The sequence below is a fragment of the Streptoverticillium reticulum genome, from assembly GCF_047456005.1.
Taxonomy (GTDB): Bacteria; Actinomycetota; Actinomycetes; order Streptomycetales; family Streptomycetaceae; genus Streptomyces; species Streptomyces reticulum.
The window spans coordinates 532,002-556,012 of record NZ_CP179755.1 but is presented as its reverse complement, the minus strand read 5'-3'; the positions used below and the strand labels follow the sequence as shown (position 1 = coordinate 556,012).

The window sequence follows — 24,011 nt, the reverse complement described above, 5'->3', positions numbered from 1 at the left end:
GCTCCCCATGGCACTGCCCGCCATCACCCCGTACGCCCTGCCCGCGCCCGACCGGTTCCCCGCCGCCCGCGTGCCCTGGAGGATCGACCCGGCACGCGCCGTGCTGCTTGTCCACGACATGGAACGCCACTTCGTGGACGCCTTCACGCCCGGCACCGAGCCCATCCGCTCCGCGGTCGCCAATATTGCCACTCTCACCACGGCCGCCCGTGCGGCCGCGGTGCCCGTCGTCTACTGCGCCCAGCCCGCCGGGCAGTCGGCCGAGCAGCGCGGTCTCCAACGGGAGTGGTGGGGCCCGGGCGTGGGCGACGACCCCGCCCGCGCGGAGATCATCGACGAACTCGCCCCCGTCCCGGGTGACATCGTCCTCACCAAGTGGCGCTACAGCGCGTTCCACCGCACGGCTCTCGCCGATCTCCTTGCAGAGCGCGGGCGCGATCAGCTCGTCGTCACCGGCGTCTACGCCCACATCGGCTGCCTGATGACCGCTGCCGATGCCTTCCAGCGGGACGTCCAGGCGTTCCTGGTCGCCGATGCGGTCGCCGACTTCGGCGAGAAGGAACATCTCGACGCCCTCGCGTGGGTTGCCGGGCGATGCGGGATCGTGCTGTCCACGGAGGCAGCCGCCGCGGCGCTGACGTCCCGATGACGGGAGAAAAGGAATGGCCATGAGGAGCGGGCCTCCACCGTCACGGCAGCGGCGGAAACCTTGCAGACGCTGGCCGAGCGTTGGAACCGGCCATCGGCTGTGGCAGAGCGTCAAGGGCGGGTCGCATGCGGCCCGTTCTCCGCATTCCTGCTGACGCCGACCCGCTAGTGCGACAGGATGTCCGCTTGTCGTCCTGACGAGCGAAAGGCGGTCCGCATGCCGCACCCCGCCCCGCAGCCGATCCCCGAACGGGCCGACCCGCTCACCGCCGAACTGGTGGTGGACGTCGCCGCCGCCGTGGCACCGGCCATCTCGCCGGACGGCCGCCTGGTCGCCTACGGAGTGGTCGCGAACAGCGGAGGCGACGGGCGTCCGCACGGGTCCATCTGGGTCGCCGCCGCCGACGGCAGCACATCCCCGCGCAGGCTGACCGACGGCACGGCCCGCGACCTCGCCCCGAAGTGGGCGCCGGACTCGGCCTCTGTCTTCTTCGCCTCCGACCGCGAGGAGCAGGGCACCGCCCAACTCCAGCGGATCCGTCTGGACGTCAGCGAGGCCATCGCCGAGGCCGAGGCCGTGACGAGCTGGCGCGGCGGCATCTGCGGCTACTGGCCGCTCTTCGACGGCCGCACCGTCGCCCTGCTCGCCGAGGACGAACCCGCCGCCGAGGACAACCGTCGGGAAGCCGGGCGCGACGACGCCAAGGTCTGGGGCCGGCACCTTCCCGCCACCCGGCTGCGCCTGCTCGACCTGGAGACCGGCGTGCTCCGCACCGTGGACGGCCTCGGTGACCGGCATGTGGTCGAGCTGGCCCAGCGTCCGGACGGCGGCCCGCTGGCGGTGCTGAGCTGGTCCACCCCCGAGCTCGACCCCGGCGTCATGACGGCGGAACTGCATGTGGTCGACCCGGGCTCGGTGACCGTCCACGACCTGGGTCCGGTCGGGATCGAGGCTCGGTCCCCGGCCTGGTGGAACCACAACGGTGTCTGGCATCTGGCCCACCTGGCAGTGACCCCCGGGCACCTGGTCGGCGGGCTCGCCGTGATCGACACCGTCCCGCCGGCGACCGGCCCGGCCGTCGGACACCGCAACCTCACCGTCGGCATGTCCGTCTGTCCGACCGGGCTGGTGCAGGTCGCGGACGGGCCCCCGCTCGCGCTGTTCGCCGACGGGCTGGACACCGCGCTCTACCGGCTCCACCCGGAGTCCCTGCGCTTCCACCGGTTGTCCTGCGCCCCCGGCATGCTCGCCGGGCTCACCGCGAGCCGCTCCGGGGAAACCCTCGCCGTGCTGGCGAGCACGGCGTACGAGCCCAAGAACGTCCATGCAGGACCCACCGGCGGACCACTGGTCCGGCTCAGCGACACCAGTCCGGAACTGCGCAGGATCCACTGGGGTGTTCAGGAGCGCCTCGGCTACCAGGCCTCCGACGGACTCCCGTTGGACGGCCTGCTGATCCTGCCGGCCGGCCGGACTCGGGAGACCGGTCCGTTTCCGCTCGTCACCCTGGTCCATGGTGGCCCTTACTTCCGTGCCGCCGACGAGTTCACCCTCAATGTGGTCGATTGTGGCCAGTGGCTGGCGACCGCCGGGTACGCGGTCTTCCTGCCCAACCCCCGAGGCGGGTCGGGCCACGGCCACGAGTTCGCCGCCGTGGCGGCGGGCGCAGTGGGCGGCGACGAGTGGACCGACATCCTCGCCGGGATCGACCTCCTGGTCACCGAGAGAGTCGCCGACCCCGAACGCCTGGGCATCTCCGGATGGAGCCACGGCGGTTTCATGGCCGCCTGGGCCATCGGCCGGACCGACCGGTTCAAGGCCGCCATCGTGGGCGCGGGCATCAGCGACTGGGGCATGCAGGCCGGGACCGGCGACTGGGGGATCCTCGACGCGGCGCTCGGCGGCAGCACCGGATGGCAGGGCCCGGGACCACACGTCCACGACCGGCACAGCCCCATCTCCTACGCCTCCAGGATCCGCACCCCGGTGCTGATCCTGCACGGAGAGCAGGACACCAACGTTCCGCTCGGCCAGGCGATCCACTTCCATCGCGCGCTGCGCCACTTCGGGGTCGAGCACGAGTTTGTCGTCTATCCCCGCGAGAGCCATGGACTCGACGAGCGCGCCCACCAGCTCGACGCCCTCCGGCGCATCCGTGCCTGGTACGACCGCTGGCTGTAGGCCCGGGCCGGGGCGTGTATCGAGGCGGGGCCGATCTGCGGAATCGACCCGAGCTGCCTCGCCGGCCTCCACCTCCGCGCCTCCATGATCCGGATCAAAGACCGCACCGGAGCCACTCGTTGATCACGATTCAATACGCGCCCCAGCGGTCCAGGCAGGTCCGGCCCCACGTCGAAGGGGGGCCGGACCTGTCGACGAGCGGCGTCAGGCAGCTCGGCGCCGGCGGCGCAGCGCCGCCACGGCCGCGCCCGAAGCCGCGAGGGCGACCGTGCCGAAGGCGGCGGGGAGCCACGAGGCGGAGGTGGCGGTGCCGGGCTGCTGCCCGGCGTCCTCGGCCAGGGCGTAGCCGCCGGCCAGGCCCTTGCGGTCGTAGGACGAGCCGGGGAGTTTGTCGCCGTAGCGCTTGGCGACGAGCTGCTGGTAGGCGGCGAGCGTGACGTGCGGCTCGCCCTGCAGGGCCGTGGAGGCCTCCTTGTTGAGGGGTTCCACGGTCCCGGCGCCCGTCAGCCGGTACCAGGCGTGGAGCTGCGGTTCCAGGAATGTGCGAGCCTGCTCGGTGCCGCGCTCTGCGGCGCCGATGTCCGCCTCGCCGTCGCGGATGCCGGCCAGGTGCCAGGAGCCGCTGCCGGGTTTGGGCATCAGGAACACGGCGGCCTGGTGGCCGTCGGCGGCCGAGACGCGGGAGGCGAGGCCGGAGAGCCGCAGGGCCGTTCCGGCCGTGGGCCGGGTCCTGCCGGTGACGAACTCGGGGGCGAGTTCGTACAGGGGTACCGGCTTGCGGAGGTCGAAGTGCGGTGCCGGGGCAGGCGGTTGTGCGAGTCCGCGCCGGTCGCCGCCGGCCGTTCCGCCGTCCGCGCCGGCGGCCGGGGCCGGGTGTCCGGTGGTCGTCAGGAAGCGGGCCACGGTGGAGTGGACCTGGTCGGAGCGCAGGACCTGCTGGGCGGCGGCGTAGTCGGAGGCGGCGGGTGCGGCGGGGCCGTCGGCGGCCTGCGCGGGGCCGGCCGCGCACAGGGCGGCGACGGCAGTGGCCGCGCACAGGGTGGCGGCGCGTCTGGTCGTACGGTGCATGGTCGGTGGTCTCCTCAGCCCTGGATGCCGGTACGCGTGTGGGTCCACCGGAAGGAGTTGTTCCCGGCGTAGGTGGAGTAGTCCCACCACGTGTAGGTCTGTGTGCTCGGCCAGGGATCGCCGACCGCGATCATGTTGCTGTTGCCGTCGTAGCCGTAGATGACGTTCATGTGGCCGCCGCCGGAGGTCCAGCCGATGCGGACGGCGAACGGGCGCCCGCCCGCGATCTCGGTCTGCGTCTCGGAGAAGGACGCGTTGCGGTAGAGGTCGCGGCCGCTGTTGCGGAAGCCCATGTTGGCGAGGCCGTTGGCCATGTCGCCGAGTGTCGCGGGCTGGTTGTTGCAGTCGAGGCCGCCGTTGCCCTGGGCCGCCAGGCGGCAGAAGTCGTACTGGTTGTACTTGGTGTAGCCCCAGTAGTTGGCGATGGTCAGGCCGGAGGCGTCCCAGCACCACTGGTCGCGGACCTGCTTCTGCATGCCGATGTTGAGGACCTTCTGGGCGGCGGGGCGGCTGGTGCCGCAGACCGGCAGGCCACCGGTGTCCTCGCGGATGAACGCGTCGGCGAGGTAGTAGCTGCCGGACCAGATCCAGCGGGAGTTGTTCTCGACGACGTCGCCGGTGGTGCGGCAGGCCATGGGGATGCGGTCGCCGGGCCGGGACGTTCCGGTGACGCCGGCGGACAGCGACGGCTGTGAACGCTGGTTGATGGTCGCGAAGTTGCCCTGTCCGCCGGTGACCGTGCCGGTGGCGGCGGCCTGGGCCTGGGGCGCTAAGGCCGTCAGCAGCCCGCCGGAGAGGGCGGCGACGAGGGCGGAACGCAGCGCCTTCTTGCGCGCTGGTATGCGGAATCTGTGCATGGGGGGTTCCTTGGTCGTGCTGAGGATGTGCTGGGACGTGCTGGGCGTACTGGACGTGCTGAATCTGTGCGCTTCCTGTGTGGGGCGAGGGGGTGGCGGGAAGTGTGCCAGAACAGATGTGCCGTCAGGCAGTCATGATTTCGAGGCGAGATGCGGCCGAGGGATCCGAGGATGAGGCGGGAGGGAGCGGACGCCGGGCAACTGACTCCAGAGTCAGCAGCCTTACCGGCCGGAAACAAATGGTCCGTTCCAAGTCCCGTCGTTTTCCGTTCCGTTGCTTAATGAGATCGTTATCGTGGAACGGAAAAATCCGGTTGTGTGCACTGGCCCTGAGTGGCGGCACTGTCACCCACGATCACTTCGACGGGAGCAGGTGAGATCGACGTGCTCGTGGCCAACGCCGCGCTGCCGGCGTCGGGTCTGCTGTCCGACTACTCCATCGACCAGATCGACCGCGCGCTCGACGTCAACCTCCGCGCGCCCATCGTGATGGCGAAGCTGGCCGGTGAACGCATGGCCGCCCGGCGCCGCGGCCACCTGGTCTTCATCTCCTCGCTGTCCGGAAAGGCCGCGTCCGGGCAGGCATCCCTCTACAACGCCACCAAGTTCGGGATGCGCGGCTTCGCCCTCGCGCTCCGCGAGGACATGCGGCCCCACAACGTCGGTGTCTCGACGGTGTTCCCCGGCTTCATCAGGGACGCGGGCATGTTCGCCGACTCCGGCGCGACCCTGCCCCGCGGAATCGGCACGCGTTCACCGCGGGACGTGGCGCGCGCGACCGTACGGGCCGTCGAGCAGAACCTCGCCGAGGTGGACGTGGCCCCGCTGAGCCTGCGCCTGGCGACCCTGTTCGGCGGCGTCGCCCCCGGCCTGGCAGCCGCCGTCCAGGGCCGTTTCGGCAGTGACGGGGTCACCGAACAGATCGTCGCGGGCCAGCGCGACAAGCGCAGCGCTAGCGCTCCGCCGGAAGTGCAGTGCGTCGGCTGCGGGCCCGTTGTGGCTGGTCGCACAGTTCCCCGCGCCCCTTCGGGGCGCGATTCGGGGGCGCGATCAGCGAGGGGTGGCCGGGCTCACGCGCGTGCCGGTCCGTCAAGCGCGTCGCCTCCGCCGTCGACGAGGGCCGCGTCAGGTGATCTGCCGCCGCACCAGCTCGTGGAACAAGCCGGACGTGTCGGCGAGTAGTCGGGCCGGCGTGCCCTGCTGGACGATCCGGCCCTCCGACATCACCACGACCCGGTCGGCGTCCATGACGGTGGAGAGCCGGTGGGCGATCACGACGCGGGTGGCCCGCAGGGCGCGGGTGGAGTCGATGACGATGCGCTGGGTCTCGTTGTCCAGCGCGCTGGTCGCCTCGTCCAGGAACAGGATGCGCGGCTTGCGGACGAGGGCCTGGGCGACCATCAGCCGCTGGCGCTGGCCGCCCGAGACGGCGCCGCCGCCGTCGGACAGCATGGTGTGCATGCCCATGGGCATGGCCCTGATGTCGTCGGCCAGGCCCGCCGACTCGGCGGCCTCCCACGCCTCTTCGAGCGAGAAGCTCTCGGCCCCGCAGATGCAGTCGAGGATCGAGCCCGAGAAGGGCTGGGCGTTCTGCAGGACGACGCCGCACTGGCGGCGGACGGCGGCCCGGTCGAGGGCCGCCAGGTCCTGGCCGTCGTACAGGACGCTGCCGGTGGCCGGTTTGTCGAAGCCGATGAGCAGGCGCAGCAAGGTCGACTTGCCGCAGCCGCTGGCCCCGACGATCGCGACGAACTCGCCCGGCTGCACCCGGAACGACACGTCGTCGAGGACGAGCGGGCCGTCTTCGGCGTACCGGAAGCTCAGGTTGTGCGCCTCCAGGGCACCGCTCAGCGTTCCCGGCCGGACACTGGAGCCGCTCACCTCCGGGGTCTCCCGGAACAGCGGCCCGACCCGCTCGAACATCGGCTGTACGGCGGCAGCCGAAAGGAGCGCACCGGTCAGCTGGGTGACCGAGGACAGCAGCATGGTCACGGCGGTGCTGAAGGTGAGGAACGCACCGGCGGACATGCTGCCCCGTGCCGGTCCCGCCAGCAGCACGAACATCACGAGCGTGCACAGCGGCAGACACACCGCGTTGAGCACCGTGACGATGTTCTTGATCCGGCCGATGCGCTGCTGCAGCACCCGGGTCCGGGCGAACTCCTTCGCCCAGGCTGCGTACGCGAAACTCTCGGCGGCGGCCACCCGCAACTTGGGCAGCCCGCGCAGGGTCTGGAAGGCGCGGTTGTTGAGCCTGTCCTCGAGCCCGATCAACTGCCGCTGGTAGCGCAGCTGCCACAGCCCCAAGCCCAGGAAGGCCGCGGCGATCACGAGCAGCAGCGCGATCGCCGCCAGCGCCAGCGGCACGCTGTAGGCGAGCAGCAGGACGAGGTTCACCGCCCCCACGGTGCTCGCCTGCACGGTCACCGAGCCGATGCCGGACAGCACGCGCCGGATGGCACTGATGCCCATGGCCGCGCCGGCCAGTTCGCCGGTGGAGCGGTCGGTGAAGAATCGCGTCGGCAGGCGCAGCAGCCGGTCCCATACGGCAGGTTGCAGGGTGGCTTCGATACGGCCCTCCAGACGGAGGACGGAGATGTTCTGCAGCAGCATGAAGGCGGCCGAGACGACACCGGTGGCGACGAGCGCCAGAGAGGTCTGCACGATGAGGTCGTTCGCGGCCTGCGGGACGTACGAGCCGAGCACCTTGCCGGTGGCGACGGGCACGAGCGCGCCCAGGCCCACCGCGACCAGCCCGCCCAGGAGCAGGGAGCGCAGCTCCCGCGCCGTGCCGCGCAGGCTGAAGCGCAGCAGCCGCAACAGGCCCAACTCGCCGTCGGGCAGCGGTCGGTAGAACATGACGGCGCGCGGCGCGAAGGCGGCCTCGTCGGCCTTGCCGACGCGTTCGCGTGTGCCGGTGGCGGGATCGACGGCCTGGTAGCCCCCGCGCCGCCACAGCAGTGCCACCGGAGTCTCGTCGTCAGCGCGCCGGCCCACCAGGGGCCCGTTGTCCTCCCGCCACCAGCGGCCGTCGAGCCTGACGACACGGGTGCGGATCCGGGAGGCGAGCGCGATGCGCTCGACGGGATCCACGGGCCCGGAGCCGGCGGCGCCGCTGCCGCCGGGCCCGGTCAGCGTGATGCCGGCCTCGTCGGCGACCAGGCGGCACACGGCGAACGTCGCGTCGTCCCCCGTGCTGCGGTGCGCGCTGCCACGGGAACGGCCGATGGAGGCCAGCAACGCCCGGTCGGCCTGCGCGCGGGCGGCCTCACCGGCCTCGACACCGGCCGCCGCGCGGTCCTCGTGGGCGCGTTCGAGCTCCTCGATCCGGTCGTCCAGGGCGTACAGCAGCCGGTACTGCTGGTCGACCATGCCCTGCCACATCGCCGCGTCGACGAGGAGCACACCGGCGGTGTCGTGCCCTTCGTAGAGGGCGCCGTACTGCACGTCGCCGGGGGAGATCTGCATCCACAGGACGTCGTCGTCGGCCGCACCCTCCTGGTAGAGCGCACGCAGACCGCGTCCCACGCCGAGCGCGAAGGCGTTCTCCAGGGGACTCGGCGCACCGCCGACGGCACCGTGGGAGACATGCCCGTACGGATCGTGTCCGTACGCGTTGTGCCCGTACGGATCGTGTCGGTACGCGCCGTACCCGTACGGATCGTGGTCGTACGACGGACGGTTCAGCTCGCGCAGCTCCACGCGGCGCAGCCGGCAGCCGTGGACGGGCCTGCCGAGCAGGGTGTGCCGGGGGCCCTGGGCCGGGCCCAACAGCAGTGTGCCCGCTGCCAGTCGGCCCAGGAAGTGCCAGTGGCCGGCCTGCGCCGCGTCGACCGCGAACAGGTCCAGCTCGCCGTCCACGACCAGCCACAGGACGTGCGGCCCCTCCAGGGAAAGGCTGCGCAGCCCCGCGCAGTCGACGGCCGTGCCGAGTCCGCCGAGCGCCTCCACGACCGGGTCGGTGGCGGCGGCCGGGGCGTGGTGGGGAGAGGTCACGTCAGTGCTCCTTGACCAGTCGGGCGTACGCGCCCTGCGCGGCGAGCAACTCCTCGTGCCGCCCGCGCTCGACGACCGTGCCGCGGTCGAGCACGACGATCTCGTCGCTGTCGCGCACCGTGCTCAGCCGGTGGGCGATGACCACGCAGGCACAGCCGCGCCGCCGCAGGTTGTCCATGACGATCTGCTCGGTCGCCGCGTCGAGTGCGCTGGTCACCTCGTCCAGGACGAGGACGCTGGGGCGCCGGACCAACGCCCGTGCGATCTCCAGGCGTTGGCGCTGGCCGCCGGAGAAGTTGCGGCCGTCCTGTTCGACGCGGCTGTGGATGCCGCCGGGGCGCCGGGCCACGACGTCGTGGACGGCGGCGTCCTGGAGGGCGGCGACGACGGCCTCGTCGGAGACGGACGGGTCCCACAGGGCGACGTTGTCGCGGACGGTGCCCTCGAAGAGGAAGAGGTCCTGGTCGACGAAGGAGACGGAGGCGGCCAGCGCGCCGCGCGGAATGTCCTCCAGCCGCATGCCGTCGATGCGGACGGCGCCCTCCCAGGGGGCGTACAGGCCGGAGACGAGCCGGGAGACGGTGGACTTGCCGCTGCCCGAGCCGCCGACGAGCGCCACCTGCCGGCCGGGGCCGACCGAGAGGGAGAAGCCCTTGAGCAGGGGGGCGTCCAGCGGGCTGTGGCCGAAGGTGACGGCGTCCAGTTCGACGTGGCCCGTCAGGCGGCGGGTACCGGCGGGCGGCTCGCGCCGCGCGTGGAGCGGATCGACGGGGAAGTTCTCGACGTCCTTGAGGCGGGCGACGTCGGCGGCGAAGTCCTGGACGCGCCCGGCCACGCCGTTGAGACGGGCGATGGGGGCGGTGAAGCCGGTCACCAGGGCCTGGAAGGCGACCAGCAGGCCGACCGAGAGATGCCCTTCCACCGCCCGCAGGCCGCCGATCATCAGGATGAGTGCGCTGTTGAGCGCCGCCAGCGTAGGGGCGACGACCGCGAGCCAGGCGCTGGGCACGCCGAGCCGCTGCTGCACGTCGAGGGTGACCGCATGCCGCCCGGCCCACCGGCGGAAGAAGCCGTTCTCGCCGCCGGTGGCCTTCATCGTCTCGATGAGCTGCAGGCCGCTGTAAGCGGTGTTGAGGAGTCGCGCGTTCTCGGCGCGCAACTGCTCGGTCCCGGTGGCGCGTACATGGACGGCCACGCGCAGGGCGACGACGTTGAGCAGCGCGATGCCGATGCCGACGACGGTGAGTTGCGGGTCGTACGTCCACAGCAGCACCGCGTAGAGGACCACGACCACCGCGTCCACTGCGGCGGCGGCCACGTCCCTCGCCAGGGTCTCGGCCACGGCGTCGTGGGACTGCAGCCGCTGGACGAGATCGGCGGGACTGCGCTGGGCGAAGAAGGTGACCGGCAGCCTGAGCAGGTGCCGCAGGAAGCGGGCGCTGCCCAGGGTGGAGGAAATGATGCGCCCGCGCAGCAGGTTGGCCTGCTGCAGCGCGGTGAGGGTGGCCGTGAGCAGCAGGGCGGTCGCCATCGAGGCGAGGAGCACGCCGGTGAGGGAGGTCCGGCCGCCGATGAGGAACGTGTCGATGTACGTACGGCTCAGCGCGGGCACCGCCGCGCCGACGACCACCAGCAGGAGGCTGGAGAGCACGGCGGCGAGCATGGTGCCGGACGTGCCGCGCAGGCGGGCGGGCAGGGCGGCGAGGATGCCGGGTCTGCGGCCGGTGCGGCGGAACCCCTCGCCGGGCTCGAAGGTGAGGACGACGCCGGTGAAGCCGGTGTCGAACTCCTCCATGGGAACGAAACGCCTGCCCTTGGCGGGGTCGTTGACGTACACGCCCCGGCGGCCGAGGCGGCGGCCCATGCCGTCGTAGACGACGTAGTGGTTGAACTGCCAGAAGAGAACGGCCGGGGCGGGCAGCCGGGCGAGTGCGGCCAGGTCCATCTGCATGCCCTTGGCCCGCAGCCCGTGGCCGCGGGCGGCCTTGAGGAGGTTGCCGGCGCGCGAACCGTCCCGGGAGACGCCGCAGTCGATGCGCAGCTCTTCCAGGGGGACGAAGCGGCCGTGGTGGCCGAGCACCATGCCCAGTGCGGCCGCGCCGCACTCCACGGCCTCCATCTGCAGCACGGTGGGGGTGCGTACGGGCCGCGGCGTCCTGCCCCTGGGCACGGGCACGGGCACGGGGGCTGTGCCCCGGCGGCGCCGGTGGCCGGGAGCGGGCGTGCGCAGCGGGGCGTTGTCCTGTGTCGCGGTCATGGGAGCAGCCAGTCGACGGGCCGCTGCGCGGCGAGGTGGACGGCGGCGGTGACGGGCGTGGTGGAGCCGAGGGGGTACGGGGGCCCGTCGGCGGAGGTCCACCGGTAGCCCGACTTCGTGGCGGAGGAACGCTCCAACTGCACGAGCACTGCGACGGGATCGCCCTGCCGGGAGAACTGCGCGGCGAGTCGGGTGTCGCCGAGGAAGCTGCTGATCTGGGCCTGCGACTGGGGGGCGTGGCCGACGGCCTCGACGCGGCCGCGGAGCATGCCGAACCGTTCGCGGGGGACGGACTGGACGGTCAGGTCGACCGGGGCGCCCGGGGCGATCGTCCCGCCGCTGTCACCGGGTACGTAGAGCATGGCCACCAGTGGGTCGTCCGGGTTCTGCACGCGCTCCACGATCGCCACGTCCGCGCCCGTGGCGAGGACGCTGCCCGTCCTGGCGGCCAGCGTGGTCACCCGCCCTCGGGCCACTGCCCGCACGGTCCGGGTGCCGTGGTCCGTGGAGACCTCGACGAGCGGGGTGCCCGCGGAGAGCAGCTGTCCCTCCTCGGCGAGGACTGCGGTGACTTGTCCTGCGTAGGGGCTTTGCAACAGGTAACTACCGTCGGGGTGGGTGAGGATGCCGGGTGCACTCAGCCTGGAGGACACCGATCCGGTGAATACCCAGACGCCGGCCGCGGCCATCACGAGGAGTGTGACGGCGAGGACGAGACGTCCCTGCGGGCGGGCGAAGTGCACGGGCAAATCGAGTTCTTCGGGCGATTGCAGCTTGGAAAGCGCCTTCTGGCGGAACTGCACGAACCATTCCTTCGACTGCATTCTCGACAGGCTTGTCGAATTGCTCGGGGGGACTTGGGGATCTCGGGGAAACGGCCATGAGCCCCGGAACAGGGGAGTAGTTCCGGGGCTCATGGGTTTCCTGCGATGCATCACGGCAGCGCGGACGCGACCGTCAGGCCGTGGAACTCCCCGGACCCTGCTGTCCGGTGGCGGAGTTCACGCTCAGAGGCCGGCGACGCCGACGTTCAGGCCGACGATGCCCTCGACCTCACCGGGCAGGGCCTTGGCGGCGCCCACCGTGTTCAGCGAGGTCACGGTGTTGACCACGTTGTGAACGTCGCCGGTCACGGCGCCGAGAAGACCACCGGAGATCGCGACGCCACCGGCAATGGCGTCCAGCTCGGCGTCGTCGATCTCGCGGGTCTCGATGTCGTTACGCATGGTGTGTGCGCACCCTTCGTTCGTCTGACTCTTTCTCAAAAAGACGATGGGCAACGGGAAATCCGTCCCACCGCCTCCCACGACAACCCGGCCGAAATCGACCGCCGTTCAAAGGGTCGCCGCGGTGCCGCAGATATAAGCACGCGAACGGGCTGCGCGGCCAACCGCGTTGCTGAATGCGGGCGCGGGAGCGCGCCGTCCGAACAGGTGACTTTCCGATTCCTTTGCCGTATCGGTGCGACTTCTTCACAAGATCGAGTAACAGATTCGCGCCCTCTGTCCCGCTCCCGGAACATAGTTGGACACAGCGCCATCAAGCGTGCCGGGCATAACCGGCATTCCGCGGGGTGGTGGGGAGGGGGGTGCGATCAGGCGTCGCAGTTGTAAAGATTTTTTGAAGCGACGCACGGTGGGGGTCGTGTGACAAGCCGTGGTGGCCCCCGGTCGGCCAGGGCGCGCCCGTGCGCCACGCTCAGGCCACCGTGGCGAGTTCCCGGGCCGGCTGCGTCTGCTCGTAGGCGTGGCCGACCCGCAGGAGCGTGGGCTCGCCGAGGGGACGGCCGAGCAGCTGCATGCCGATCGGCATGCCGACAGAATCGTGACCGACCGGAACGGTCAGGGCGGGCAGCCCGGTGATGTTGGCGGGGGAGGAGAGGCGCACGTAGGCGTCGGAGACGCCCTCGACCGTGCCGTCGGGCCAGCTGACCGTCTCCTCGTCGGCGCCGACTGCGGGCATCGGCACGCTCGGGGCGGCGATCACGTCGACCTGATCCAGCAGCCGGGCCCACTCGGCGCGCATGAGCGTGCGGGCGCGTTGCGCACGTACGTAGTCCCCGGCGCTCATCAACTCGCTTGCCTCCAGGAGGATGCGGACGTCGTCCTGGTACAGCTCGGGGACCGTGCGCAGGCTGCTCTCGTGGTAGGCCCCGGCCTCCGGCACCATCAGGCCCCACTGGGTGGCCTGGACGTAGCGGGTCATCGGGATGTCGACCTCGACGAGCCGTGCGCCCAGGACTTCCAGCTGCCCGATGGCCTGCCGGACGGCGCTCTCCATGCGCGGATCGACGTTGTCGAAGTAGTAGGTGCGCGGCAGGCCGATGCGCAGCCCCGTCAGGTCCGTGCCGGCACCGGGCCGGTAGTCCGTGGCGGGCACGGACAGCGAGGCGGGGTCGCGCGGATCGTGTCCGGCCAGTGCGGTCAGGACCAGGGCGGCGTCCTCGACGGTGCGGGTGATCGGGCCGACGTGGTCCAGTGACCAGGACAGGGAGGTGACGCCGTGGCGGGGGACGAGACCGTAGGTCGGTTTGAGGCCGACGACCCCGTTGAGCGCAGCGGGCACCCGGATCGACCCGCCGGTGTCGGTGCCCAGGGCGAAGGTCGCGGTGCCCGATGCGACGGCGACCGCGGAGCCGCCGCTCGAACCACCGGCGACCCGGCCGGGGTCCCAGGCGTTGCGGGTCTGCGGAGTGGTCAGGCCGAACGCGAACTCGTGGGTGTGGGTCTTGCCGAGCAGGACCGCGCCGGCCGCGCTCAGCCGCGCGGTGACCGTGCTGTCCGCCGTCGCGCGATGGCCGGCGCGCACCCGGGAGCTGGCCGTGGTGGCCATCCCGGCGACGTCGATCAGGTCCTTGAGCCCCATCGGGATGCCGTGCAGCGGCCCCCGGTAACGGCCGTGCGCCGCTTCGTGTTCGGCCTCGCCCGCCGCCCGGCGTGCCTGCTCCGCGGTGACCGTGACGTAGGCGCCGAGGTGCGGTTCCACTTTCTCGATGCGGTCGAGGACGGAGTCGACCAGTTCGACGGGGGAGAGCCGCCGGGCACGGATCGCGTCCGCGGCGGCGGCGAGGGACAGCTCATACGGTTGCACCGTGCGGCTCCTGTCCGGCGCGGTAGGCAGCGGCGGGCGGGACGTCCGCGAAGTCCAGCTCGCGCAGGACCGCGACGACGCCGTGGATGTGGTCGGCGACGGCGGCGACCGCGGCGTGACGTTCGGCGGGCAGTACGAGCCCGGAGCGGGCGGCCCAGCGGGCGGCCTCCGGCGGTGTGAGTTCGACGGCGGTCATGGACCTTCTCTTTCTCGGTCGGGGGTGGAGCGGCGGAGTGTCCGAAGGCGTCAAAGGCCGTGCGCGGCATGGAGCCTTAAGGCGAATTCTTTGCGTTAAGTATTCTAGGTCGGCGTCACTCCGAAACGCAAACCCTTAGCTTTTAGCTGTTCTCAGGGGACCCGTCGACAGCCTTCAACCAACTGCTCGACGTTCGGCAGGACAGCACGAGGGAGGTCACCGATGCCCGTGGACTCCTTCATCCGGCTCCGCAACCGCCGCTTCGCCTACCTGGACTTCGGCGGCCCCGGACCCGTACTGCTGGCCCTGCACGGCCACTTCGGGCGCGGGCGGATCTTCGCCCCGCTGGCCGCCGCGCTCGCCGGGCGCTGCCGTGTCGTCGCGCTCGACCAGCGAGGGCACGGATTCTCGGACAACGGCGGCGACTTCACGCCCGACGCCTACGTAGCCGACGCCGCGGCCTACGCGGACGCGCCGGACGTGTGCGCCGCGGAAGTCCGGTCGTTCCTGGACCGGATGCGCGCGGTCCCGGATATCCTCGGATGTCGTGCGACGACATGACGGGGACGTCGGGGACCGGCCGGGCGCGGGCCGTCGCGCGGCGGCGCTCCAGCCGGGCTGGGGCTTCACGCACACCCGGTACAGCGCGGACCACGGCACACCGGACGCCACCGAAAGGGCCGGTGCCCTGCTCTCCGCGCAGCCCCTGCCGCAGAACCAGCACATCATGGGCTGGGGCGCCGAAAACCCCGAACCGGCGCCCGGGCGGTACGACTTCCAGGCCCTCGACGAGCGCGTCGCGCTGATGCGGGCCACCGGCGCGACACCCGTCCTGACCCTGTGCGGTGCCCCCGACTGGATGAAGGGCGGGCGGAAGGGGCGTACCGACTGGTCGCGGCTGGAGGCCGCGCCCGACCCCGGGCACTACGCGGACTTCGCGCGGCTGGCGGGGGTGGTCGCCCGCCGGTATCCGGACATCCGGCACTTCCTCGTGTGGAACGAACTGAAGGGCTTCTACGACGAACGCAAGCGCCGCTGGAATCACGAGGGGTACACCGATCTGTACAACCTCGTGTACGCGGAGCTGAAGCGGCAGAACCCGGAGAACCTGGTCGGCGGTCCCTACGTGGTCGTCGACCACGATCCGCCCGGCGACGAGGACGGCTCACCCGAGGTGCGCGGCCCCTGGGGCGGGCTCGACCGGCGCACCGTCGACGTCGTCCACTACTGGAACGCGCACAAGGCGGGTGCGGACTTCGTCGTCGTCGACGGAGCGAGCTACACCCGTGAGGGCCACCGGGCGATCCCCGACGAGTTCGCCGCCACCGGGAAGTTCGCCGATGTCACCCGCTGGCTGAGGAGCGTCACCGGGCTCCCGGTGTGGTGGGCCGAATGGTACGTCGAGCCGCCCGCCGAGGACGACGGGCCGGGCGGCCGGGACGGCTGGAGCGAGCGGCACCGCACCGCCGTGCATGCCACCGCGCTGATGAAGCTGGCGGTGGGCGGTGCGGCGGCCGCCTTCTACTGGAATCCGCAGCAGGCCGGGGGCGACTGCCCCGGTTGCCTGTGGCGGAGCACTCAACTGCACGACGGAGGCGGCGGGTTGCCCATGGCGCGGCTGCTGGCCCGGTTCGCCCGGGAATTCCCCCCTGGCACCGCGTTCCGGCCGGTCCCTGCCACCGCGGCATTCGGCGCCAGGATCGAGGTCCTCGCCGACGAGGCGGCCGTGCTCGTCGTCAACACCGAGCGCCGGCCGGTCGCGGCCCGGGTCGACGGGCGGGTGCTGGCCCTCTCGCCGTACGAGGTGCGGTGGTTGGACCGGGCATAGCGCCCCTTCCTCTGAACGGCTTGTCGCCCGTCGGCCGCTTCCCACCCGGGCACGCTGCCCAGCCGGGCGAACGCCAGGGAGACGTCGGCGAGTCGGGATGCGGCGGCATCGGTGCCGGGGGCGGTGTCCAGGGGAAGCGAGCCGGGCGGGAGACCCGTCGCCGGAGCGGGGGTTCGCAGTGCCGCGGCGATCTGTGCGGCCGCGGCGTGCGCCGCGTCGTCCTCCGGGGCCGTCGGCCGGAGGCGGGGGCGCAGCAGGAGCAGCCCGTCGTGGATCTCGATGACCCGGCGGTAGAGGGCGAAGCGGAGCCGGCGGGGGAAGAGGAGACGGCGATTCCCCGGGAGAGCCGTCTCGGGGAAGGCCCCGTGCAGCGCCAACCACAAGAGGCCCAGCGCCCGGTAGGTGCGGCGGCACCACCACCAGTGGCGCAGCGCGGGCCAGGCGCGGCCGCACTGCCTCCGGCGGTCACGAGGGCCGTGCACAGCAGGCCCAGCGCCATGGAGACCGCGTCGTCGCCGTCCGTGTGCCGGCCGGCGAGCAGGGCGAGCCGGACGTCGTCGAGTCCCCAGGCCGTCCAGACCAGCCCCGCGGCCGCGGCGGCGGTGAGCAGGCGCAGCCCGGTGCGGTGCGCGCCCGCATCCGCCCGGCGGGCCCGTCGCGCGACCGTCCTGCACAGCGCCGTCAACTGCCAGGCGGGATAGAGCACGAGCACCGCGTCGTAGGCGGCCAGGACCGGGCGGTGCCCGTCGTCGACGAAGAGCCGGCCGTCCATGTGGGCGGAGTCTCCTTCCTGAGCTCGCGAAGGGAGGAGGGCACTTCAACTCATCGGCAACCAGCCCGTCGACTACTGGGTGACGGGCAATGTCGTCACCGGCGACGGCACGTCGTCCGCCCTGTGCAACCGCCCCCGGTCCTGGGCGACCAGGACGATCCGCCCGGTGGTGATCGGGGTGACGGGACAGCAGGGCCGGCTCGTCGGCTACGGCGGCAAGTGCGCCGACATCCAGCACGGCAGCACCAATGTCGCCACTCCGGTGCAGATTTACGACTGCAACGGCACCGGTGCGCAGTGGTGGACCCTCGGCACCGACCACACGGTCCGCGCCCTCGGCATGTGCCTGAACGTCGTCTGGGGACGCAGCGAGAACGGCACCAAGGTCGAGATCTACGACTGCATCCCCTCCAGCCAGGGCGAGCAGTGGATCCCGCAGGCCGACGGATCGCTGAAGAACGTCCTCACCGGCAAGTGCCTCGACGACCTGGGCTTCAACACCGACAACGGCAACCAGTTGGGCATCTGGGACTGCAACGGCCTGCCCAACCAGAAGTGGACACTGACCCCTTGACGCACCGTACGTGAACGGCGGCCCGGGTCCGCCGGTCACCCCGGGCGCGGCCCCGCCGCGCCCGGCGGGTCCGGCAGGGCCTGCGACTCCACCCGGGGGAGTACCAGCACCCCGGCAGTGATCATGAGCACCCCGACGGCCTCCGGGACCAGCCACCACCCGGTGCGCACGTGCTCCTCGTACACCACGAGCCCCAGGGTGACGCTGACGAGCGCATCGCCCAGGGTGAGCGCGGGCTGCGAGGCGAGCAGCGGCCCCGATTCCATGGCGTTCGAGAGCAGGAAGAGGGAGACGGCGCCCATCACCACGAAGCCGTAGGCCTGCCAGGTGGTGAAGAAGGCAGCGGCGCCCTGCCGGGCGAAGGCGACCGCGGCGTCCTTCATCAGGGCGGCGGTCAGCGCGTACCCAACGGCGGCGGAGGTGGCGAACAAGGCGGCGCGGGCCTTGCCCCGGGGGCGCGGAAGAGCGGCGACGACACACACCGCCATCGCGGCGAGCGCGGCCACCACGGCCGCCAGCCACCGCGCGGCGGCCACGTGCACGTGCTCGCCACTGGGCGCGGCGGCGGCCAGTCCCAGCCCGAGGCCCCCGGCGACCGCCGCGATGGCGGCCCAGCCGTACCCGGGCAGCCGGCGGCGCAGCACGGGGCCGGCGATCAGCAGGGCGAAGGGGAGCTCGCTGACGACGATCGGCTGCACCAGGGAGAGCGAGCCCAGCGAGAGCGCGAGGGCCTGGAAGACGGCCGCGCAGATCACGGCGGCGATCCCGCCCAGCCACACGGGACGGTGCAGCAGATGGCGCATCAGCCGCAGGCTGAAGGCGTCCGACCGGGGCGCGGTACGGGCGGCCGTCCGCTGGAGCACCACGGCCGCGGCGTTGCTCACCGCGGCCAGGACGGCGAACAGCACGGTGAGCACGGCGGCCACGGGGTTCCCTCCGGTCACAGGCGGTCGACGGCGCCACGATGACCGCCACGATGACAGAGCCGCCACCGGGCCCGCGCGGCGCACCACCGGGGCGGCCTGCACGGTCACCCGGCCGCGCCCGCCCGGGCCGACGCCGTCGCTCGGCGGCCGAGGGAGGCGAGGGCGAAGAGCAGCCCGCCGGCCATGAAGAACGGCTCGTACACGAAGGTCGAGAACCGGTCCATCGCGTCGAGACCGGAGGCCGTACGGGCACCCACGGCCAAGGCCACCCACTCCGGGACGGACGATGCGGCGTGGAGGAGCAGCAGTGCGGCAGTGCCCCGGACGGCGACGGTGAGCAGTCTTGCCGGGAACCGTGTGCCCCAGGGCCGGACGAGTGCCAGGGCCAGGGCAGCGGCCACGGCGGAAAGGGGGACGGCAAGGATGTCGATGACGAGGAGCGGGGTGTTGCCGAGCACGGAGAGGCCGGCCGGCAGTCCGATCCGGCCGCCGAGGAGCCAGTACACGTGGACCAGGGAGAAGGCGGTGGCCCAGACGGCCGCCGCATAGGCGGCCGCCCGGAAGATCGAGCGGCGAAGGCCGGCTTCACGGGAGTCGGCGGTGGTGCGGGTTTCGGTGTCCATGCGGTCCACGTTCGCCGGTCGGGCATGCCGTGCGAATCGTCCGGCCGGTCCGTTCCGGTCCCCTGTCCGGGGGAGCGGTACTCGCCCCGGAGGCGGACCTCGGCGCTGGTGGCCGAAGCGGCTGTGCCGAGCGCCGGGCATGCCCTGCTGCCCCGTAACTGCCCCGTAAATGGCTGGCCTTCGTGATGTCCTCGGCGGGATGATGTTCTCCCCGCCTGCGAAGGGACCGAGATGACGACTGCCGCATCCGAGCCGGCCGGCTCCGAGCCCGAAGTCCGCACAGCAGCAGGGACGGTGCGCGGCGGTACGGAAGAGGGCGTGGCGGTCTTCCGCGGCATCCCGTTCGCCGAGCCGCCGGTGGGTGCGCTCCGGTTCGCCGCACCGCAGCCGGTCAGGGGCTGGGACGGTGTGCGCACGGCCGTGTCGTACGGCCCGCCGCCTCCGCAGGCCGGGGCCTTCGGCATGGACGCGCTGTCGCGGGACGCGGCGGGTGACGACTGGCTGACGGTCAACGTCTGGTCGCCCGAGCCACACGCGGGAGCGGGGCTTCCGGTGCTGGTGTGGATCTACGGCGGCGCCTACATCATCGGCATGTCCAGCCTTCCCGAGTACGACGGGGCCCGCCTCGCGCGGGAGGGCGGTCTCGTCGTGGTGACGCTCAACTACCGTGTGGGCATCGAGGGCTTCGCGCAGCTCGACGGTGCGCCCGCCAACCGGGGACTGCTCGACCAGGTCGCCGCGCTGGAGTGGGTGCGCGACAACATCCGGGCCTTCGGCGGCGACCCGGACCGGGTCACGGTCTTCGGCCAGTCCGCCGGTGCGGGGTCGGTCGCCGCGCTGCTGGCCATGCCGCGCGCGGCCGGTCTCTTCCACCGGGCGGCCGCGCAGAGTGTGTGCGGGACGTTCTTCTCGCCGGAGCTCGCCGCCGACATCGCCGGTGTCTGTGCCGCCGAGCTGGGGCTGCACCCCACGGTGGCCGATCTGTCGACCGTGGCTCCGGACCGGCTGCCCGCAGCCGGTGATGCGGTCGCCGCCAAGGCGGCCTCGTTCGCGGAGCGCTGGGGGCAGCCTGCGCACAAGTCGGTCCTGTTCTCGCCCGTCGTCGACGGTGACGTGCTGCCCGCCACGCCCTGGCAGGCCCTGGCGGACGGCGCCGGCCGGGGCGTCGACGTCCTCGTCGGGCACACCCGTGACGAGCAGCGGCTGTTCACCGTGGTCGAGGGCATGCTGGGCAAGGTGACGGAGGAGCAGGCGGCGACCACTCTGGATGTCTTCGCCCCCGGCCCGGACGGCGCGCGCCGGTACCGCGACGGATACCCGGCCGCAGGACCGGGCGAGCTGTTCGAACTGGTCGGTTCGGACTGGCTGTTCCGCATGCCGAGCCTCCACCTCGCCGAGGCGCAGGCCGCCGGCGGCGGCCGGGTCCATCTGTACGAACTGGCCTGGCCGGCCCCGGGGATGGGGGGTGCCTTCGGCGCCTGTCACGGCCTCGACATCCCTCTCGTGTTCGGCAACCTGAGCAGCGGCCTGCCCGCCATGCTGCTCGGTGAGAGCCCGTCTGCTGCCGCGGAGGAGTTGTCCGCGCAGATGCGTACCGCGTGGACCTCGTTCGCCGTCCACGGCGACCCCGGCTGGCCCGCGTACGACGCCGAACGGCGCCTCACCCAGGTCTTCGACGCGTCATCGGCCGTCACCGCCTACCCGGAGGAGGCCTCCCGCCTGCTCTGGCAGGACCACCCCTTCCCGGTGCTGCCACTGATCGGCGGGTAGGCGGCCCGACTCAGTCCGCTCTCGGCGGCATGGCTGCCAGCGCGGCCCGCGCGATGTCCCGGGCCTCCGTCTGGCATGCGGGGTGTTTGGCGCCGTCGAGGTAGACCCGTATCGCGAGGTTGCCGTCGCGGACGTTGAGCTGGCAGCTCTTCCGTTCGGCCGCGGAGTCCGACCAGTAGGCATCGTCGCCGAATCCGAGGCCGGTATCGCGCTTGCCGAACCTCGCGCCGTCGGTGAAGTCCTTCCGCTGGCTCTCCGTGCCGTTCTTGCCAGGGTCCGAGCGGAACACCTTCCACGAGACGTCGGCGCTGGGGGAGTAGTTCCAGCCGTCCGGCTGGGGCTGGTCCCTGTCGTACCAGGAGCACTCCGTATTCCCGGACGTGCCGTCTTCGCGGGTGATGTCCTTGTCCTTCCTCCGCTCCTCCCGCAGCGGAAGCTTGGGCACGGCCTCCGAACACACCGGCATCGTCACGTACTTGTCCGGTGTGCTGCTGCCACCGTCGTCGCGCAGCAGCAGGTAGGCGCCCGTGCCGAGTCCCGCCGCGAGCACCGCACCCGCCGTCACCCAGGCCACGGGGCGCCGGCGGCGCGGCGGCCGGGCGGGGGCGGGGGTGTCGTAGGTGGTGAGCACGGCCGTCCGCGGGGCGGCGGGGCCGCCGCCCCGCACGAGCGCCGTCCGTTCGGGGTCGCCGTCGAGCAGGCCCTCGACCCGGGCCCGCTGCTCGTCGACCATCCGGTGCACGGCGGGCGGCCAGGGCCGGGACGCCGGGGCCACCGGGCCCAGGAGGGCGAGCAGTTCGGCCGGCGTGGGCCGGTCGGCCGGGTTCTTGGCCAGGCAGCGGGCGACGGTCCCGTGCAGGGAACGGGGCACACCGCTCAGGTCGGGTTCGGTGTGGATGACGTTGTAGAGCGTCTGGAGGGCGGACGGGCCGGCGAAGGGGCTGCGGCCGGTCGCCGCCAGGACGAGCACCGCGCCGAGGGAGAACACGTCGCTCGCCCCGGTCAGTTCGCGGCTCTCGGCCTGCTCGGGCGACATGAACGGGGGCGAGCCGATCACCCAGCCGGTGCCCGTGAGTTCGGTGGCGTCCCCGGTCTCCGCCGCCCGTGCGATGCCGAAGTCGATGACCCGGGCGCCGTCCTCCGCGAGCAGGACGTTCTCGGGCTTGAGGTCGCGGTGGACGAGACCGGCCCGGTGGATCTCGCCCAGGGCCGTCGCCAGGCCCACCGCCAGGCGGTGCAGGGCCCCTTCCGGCAGTACGCCCGCGCGCTCCACGGCCGCACCCAGCGAGGGTCCGGCCACGAACACCGAGGCGAGCCAGGGCTGTTCGGCGTCCGCGTCGGCGTCGAGGACGGCCGCCGTGTACGCGCCGGACACCTTCCGCGAGGCTTCGACCTCCCGCCGGAAGCGGGAGCGGAAGCCGGCGTCGGCCGCGTGCCGCGCGTGCACCAGCTTCACCGCCGCCGGCCGGCCGTCCGGTGCGAGCCCGAGCAGGACGCGGCCCATGCCGCCCCGGCCGAGCTCGGTGAGGAGGAGGTACGGCCCGGCCTTCTCGGGTGTACCGGGTACGGAGTGCGGTGCGCTCACAGGGACTTCACCGCCGCCACGCTCTGGCGGGCCATGTCCTTCGCGAGGTCCTCGCAGCTGCCCTTCGGGTAGTGGACGCCCTTGATCGCGATGAACAGCTCCAGGTTGACGTCCCGGGCGTACAGCACGCAGTTGTTCTCGTCGGAATCCTTCAGCCACATGCCTTCCTCCACGAACCCGAGCCCGGAATCGCGCGGGGTGTGGCCCTGCATGAAGAGGCCCTCGTAGTGCTCCTTCGCCTGCTCGGCACCGGTGGGCCCGCCCGGGCGGGAGCGGTAGAGGTCCCAGGTGATGTCGATCCGGTCGCCGGAGCGGCTGTCCCAGACACAGGCGCTCTGCGGATGGGTGTGCCCTTCGCTGTCGCGGTACTGGAACACCTTGTCGGGGAAATTGCCCCAGGCCCTGCCGAAGGCGGGCGGGGCCTTCATGCTGGTCCCGACCTGATTGCAGGTCGGGACCGACTTGATGTACTTGTCCTGTACCTGCGCGAGCGGGGTCGAGCCGGGGGCCGGCACGGGGGCGGGGAAGGCCGCGTAATAGACGTTCTCCGGGCCGATCGCCAGGACCGCGCCGGCCGCCATCGCGAGCACCACGCCCGCCACGGTCGCGGGGGTCCGCCACCGGGGGCGGCGGCGCGGCGGCGGGGGAATCGCTGCCGGGGGCGCGGTGGGCGGCGGGGGCACGGGGGCGGGCGTGGCCGCGAGCCGGTCCGCCCAGGCCCGGCGTTCCGCGATCCGCCCGTACACGGTCTCCGGCCAGGGGTGTGCGGAGGGGGGCAACGGGCCGATCAGCTGGAGGAGTTGCGCGGGCGTCGGCCGCGCGGCCGGGTCCTTGGCCAGGCACGGCTCGACGATGCGGCGCAGCGGGGGCGGCACGGAGTCCAGATCGGGGAGGTCGTGGGCGACGGCGTGCATGAGCGCGAACGGCGAGTCCCCGGCGAACGGGGTCCGGCCCGTTGCGGCCGTCACGAGCGTGACGCCGAGGGAGAACACGTCGCCCGCCGGGCCCGGTTGCTCGCCCCGGACCTGCTCGGGCGACATGAACGCGGGCGATCCGATCAGCGCGCCGGTGTGGGTCAGCTTCGTCTCGTGGTCGGCCGCGCGGGCGATCCCGAAGTCGACGACCCGTACGCCGTCCTCGGTCAGCAGCACGTTCGACGGTTTGAGGTCCCGGTGCACGAGCCCCGCCCGGTGGATGTCGTCCAGGGCCTGCGCAAGTCCGGCCCCGAGCAGCCGCACCGCCTCCTCGGGCAGCGCCCCGCCCGCGTCCAGAGCCTCGCTCAGCGAGGGACCCGGCAGGAACAGCGAGGCGAGCCACGGTGTCGGCGCGTCCGGGTCGGCGTCGACGACCGGCGCGGTGTAGGCGCCGGACACCCGCCGCGAGGCGTCCACCTCCCGCCGGAACCGTGAGCGGAACCCGGGATCCTCCGCCAGGTCGGCATGGATCCGTTTGACGGCCACGAGCCGCCCGTCCGGTGCCACCCCGAGCAGCACCTGTCCCATGCCGCCCTGGCCGAGCACCCCGACCGTCCGGAACGGCCCCACGTGCGTCGGGCCGTCCGCTCCGAGTATCTGCATGTCGAATCGTTCCTCCCCCTGGCCTCCCCTGAGGCTTGCTGGATCTTACTCAGTGACATTTG

18 protein-coding genes and 2 pseudogenes are annotated in these 24,011 nt (G+C 72.4%); 7 read left to right on the top strand and 13 right to left on the bottom strand.

Annotated features, from left to right (window positions below; genetic code table 11):
- Window positions 1-7: 7 nt before the first annotated feature.
- Together ACMATS_RS02510 and ACMATS_RS02505 are read left to right on the top strand one after the other, a co-directional pair.
- On the top strand, window positions 8-649 hold the full coding sequence (locus tag ACMATS_RS02510) for an isochorismatase family protein (RefSeq protein WP_414166699.1): 642 nt from the start codon (window positions 8-10) through the stop codon (window positions 647-649).
- A gap of 216 nt (window positions 650-865) precedes the next feature.
- A complete protein-coding gene (locus tag ACMATS_RS02505; protein WP_414166698.1) occupies window positions 866-2,830 on the top strand; it encodes a S9 family peptidase in 1,965 nt (654 codons plus the stop codon).
- 204 nt (window positions 2,831-3,034) lie between these two features.
- Here ACMATS_RS02505 and ACMATS_RS02500 read toward each other — a convergent pair whose 3' ends face one another.
- Window positions 3,035-3,898 carry a hypothetical protein gene (locus tag ACMATS_RS02500; protein WP_414166697.1) on the bottom strand — a complete coding sequence of 288 codons (864 nt, stop codon included), beginning with the start codon at window positions 3,896-3,898 and terminating at the stop codon, window positions 3,035-3,037.
- A gap of 14 nt (window positions 3,899-3,912) precedes the next feature.
- Window positions 3,913-4,755, bottom strand: a complete 843-nt coding sequence (locus ACMATS_RS02495; RefSeq protein WP_414166696.1) for a papain-like cysteine protease family protein — start codon at window positions 4,753-4,755, stop codon at window positions 3,913-3,915.
- 333 nt (window positions 4,756-5,088) lie between these two features.
- Between ACMATS_RS02495 and ACMATS_RS02490 the strand changes: the two genes are divergently transcribed.
- Window positions 5,089-5,937 (top strand): SDR family NAD(P)-dependent oxidoreductase, encoded by an 849-nt coding sequence (locus ACMATS_RS02490; protein WP_414166695.1) that lies wholly within the window; start codon window positions 5,089-5,091, stop codon window positions 5,935-5,937.
- On the opposite strand, the gene ACMATS_RS02485 is transcribed toward ACMATS_RS02490, so the two are convergent.
- The 6 genes from ACMATS_RS02485 to ACMATS_RS02460 form a co-directional block, all read right to left on the bottom strand.
- The gene (locus ACMATS_RS02485) at window positions 5,881-8,751 is read right to left on the bottom strand and encodes an NHLP bacteriocin export ABC transporter permease/ATPase subunit (RefSeq protein WP_414166694.1); all 2,871 of its coding nucleotides are present in this window, start codon (window positions 8,749-8,751) and stop codon (window positions 5,881-5,883) included. The genes ACMATS_RS02490 and ACMATS_RS02485 overlap by 57 nt on opposite strands.
- 1 nt (window position 8,752) lies before the next feature.
- Window positions 8,753-11,008 carry an NHLP family bacteriocin export ABC transporter peptidase/permease/ATPase subunit gene (locus tag ACMATS_RS02480; protein ID WP_414166693.1) on the bottom strand — a complete coding sequence of 752 codons (2,256 nt, stop codon included), beginning with the start codon at window positions 11,006-11,008 and terminating at the stop codon, window positions 8,753-8,755.
- Window positions 11,005-11,811 carry an HlyD family efflux transporter periplasmic adaptor subunit gene (locus ACMATS_RS02475; RefSeq protein WP_390782276.1) on the bottom strand — a complete coding sequence of 269 codons (807 nt, stop codon included), beginning with the start codon at window positions 11,809-11,811 and terminating at the stop codon, window positions 11,005-11,007. The genes ACMATS_RS02480 and ACMATS_RS02475 overlap by 4 nt, the downstream gene beginning before the upstream one ends.
- 204 nt (window positions 11,812-12,015) lie before the next feature.
- Window positions 12,016-12,234 (bottom strand): hypothetical protein, encoded by a 219-nt coding sequence (locus tag ACMATS_RS02470; RefSeq protein WP_336411433.1) that lies wholly within the window; start codon window positions 12,232-12,234, stop codon window positions 12,016-12,018.
- Window positions 12,235-12,706: 472 nt separating this feature from the next.
- Entirely contained in the window at window positions 12,707-14,098 is a 1,392-nt protein-coding gene (locus tag ACMATS_RS02465) for an amidase (RefSeq protein ID WP_391152079.1), read from the bottom strand.
- Window positions 14,085-14,294, bottom strand: coding sequence for a hypothetical protein (locus ACMATS_RS02460; protein WP_414166692.1), 210 nt, complete (start codon window positions 14,292-14,294; stop codon window positions 14,085-14,087). Before ACMATS_RS02460 ends, ACMATS_RS02465 begins: the two co-directional genes overlap by 14 nt.
- Before the next feature lie 222 nt (window positions 14,295-14,516).
- Between ACMATS_RS02460 and ACMATS_RS02455 the strand changes: the two are divergent.
- Window positions 14,517-14,759, top strand: a pseudogene (locus ACMATS_RS02455) (alpha/beta fold hydrolase); the annotation flags it as partial.
- Between the two features lie 82 nt (window positions 14,760-14,841).
- Entirely contained in the window at window positions 14,842-16,122 is a 1,281-nt protein-coding gene (locus ACMATS_RS02450) for a xylan 1,4-beta-xylosidase (RefSeq protein ID WP_414166691.1), read from the top strand.
- Window positions 16,123-16,199: 77 nt separating this feature from the next.
- Here ACMATS_RS02450 and ACMATS_RS02445 read toward each other — a convergent pair.
- Window positions 16,200-16,604: pseudogene (locus ACMATS_RS02445) on the bottom strand (DUF6545 domain-containing protein); the annotation flags it as partial.
- A 369-nt stretch (window positions 16,605-16,973) separates the two neighbouring features.
- Between ACMATS_RS02445 and ACMATS_RS02440 the strand changes: the two are divergent.
- Window positions 16,974-17,468 (top strand): ricin-type beta-trefoil lectin domain protein, encoded by a 495-nt coding sequence (locus ACMATS_RS02440; protein WP_414166690.1) that lies wholly within the window; start codon window positions 16,974-16,976, stop codon window positions 17,466-17,468.
- Between the two features lie 35 nt (window positions 17,469-17,503).
- Here the strand turns inward: ACMATS_RS02440 and ACMATS_RS02435 are convergent, their stop codons facing one another.
- Both ACMATS_RS02435 and ACMATS_RS02430 read right to left on the bottom strand, forming a co-directional pair.
- Entirely contained in the window at window positions 17,504-18,394 is an 891-nt protein-coding gene (locus ACMATS_RS02435) for a DMT family transporter (RefSeq protein ID WP_414166689.1), read from the bottom strand.
- Window positions 18,395-18,498: 104 nt separating this feature from the next.
- Entirely contained in the window at window positions 18,499-19,017 is a 519-nt protein-coding gene (locus tag ACMATS_RS02430) for a DUF3995 domain-containing protein (protein ID WP_414166688.1), read from the bottom strand.
- Window positions 19,018-19,248: 231 nt separating this feature from the next.
- On the opposite strand from ACMATS_RS02430, the gene ACMATS_RS02425 reads away from it, so the two are divergent.
- Window positions 19,249-20,787: a carboxylesterase/lipase family protein gene (locus ACMATS_RS02425; RefSeq protein WP_414166687.1), complete on the top strand. Its 1,539-nt coding sequence runs from the start codon at window positions 19,249-19,251 to the stop codon at window positions 20,785-20,787.
- Window positions 20,788-20,797: 10 nt separating this feature from the next.
- On the opposite strand, the gene ACMATS_RS02420 is transcribed toward ACMATS_RS02425, so the two are convergent.
- Together ACMATS_RS02420 and ACMATS_RS02415 are read right to left on the bottom strand one after the other, a co-directional pair.
- Window positions 20,798-22,372 (bottom strand): serine/threonine-protein kinase, encoded by a 1,575-nt coding sequence (locus ACMATS_RS02420; protein WP_414166686.1) that lies wholly within the window; start codon window positions 22,370-22,372, stop codon window positions 20,798-20,800.
- A complete protein-coding gene (locus tag ACMATS_RS02415; protein WP_414166685.1) occupies window positions 22,369-23,949 on the bottom strand; it encodes a serine/threonine-protein kinase in 1,581 nt (526 codons plus the stop codon). The genes ACMATS_RS02420 and ACMATS_RS02415 overlap by 4 nt, the downstream gene beginning before the upstream one ends.
- Between the last annotated feature and the right edge of the window lie 62 nt (window positions 23,950-24,011).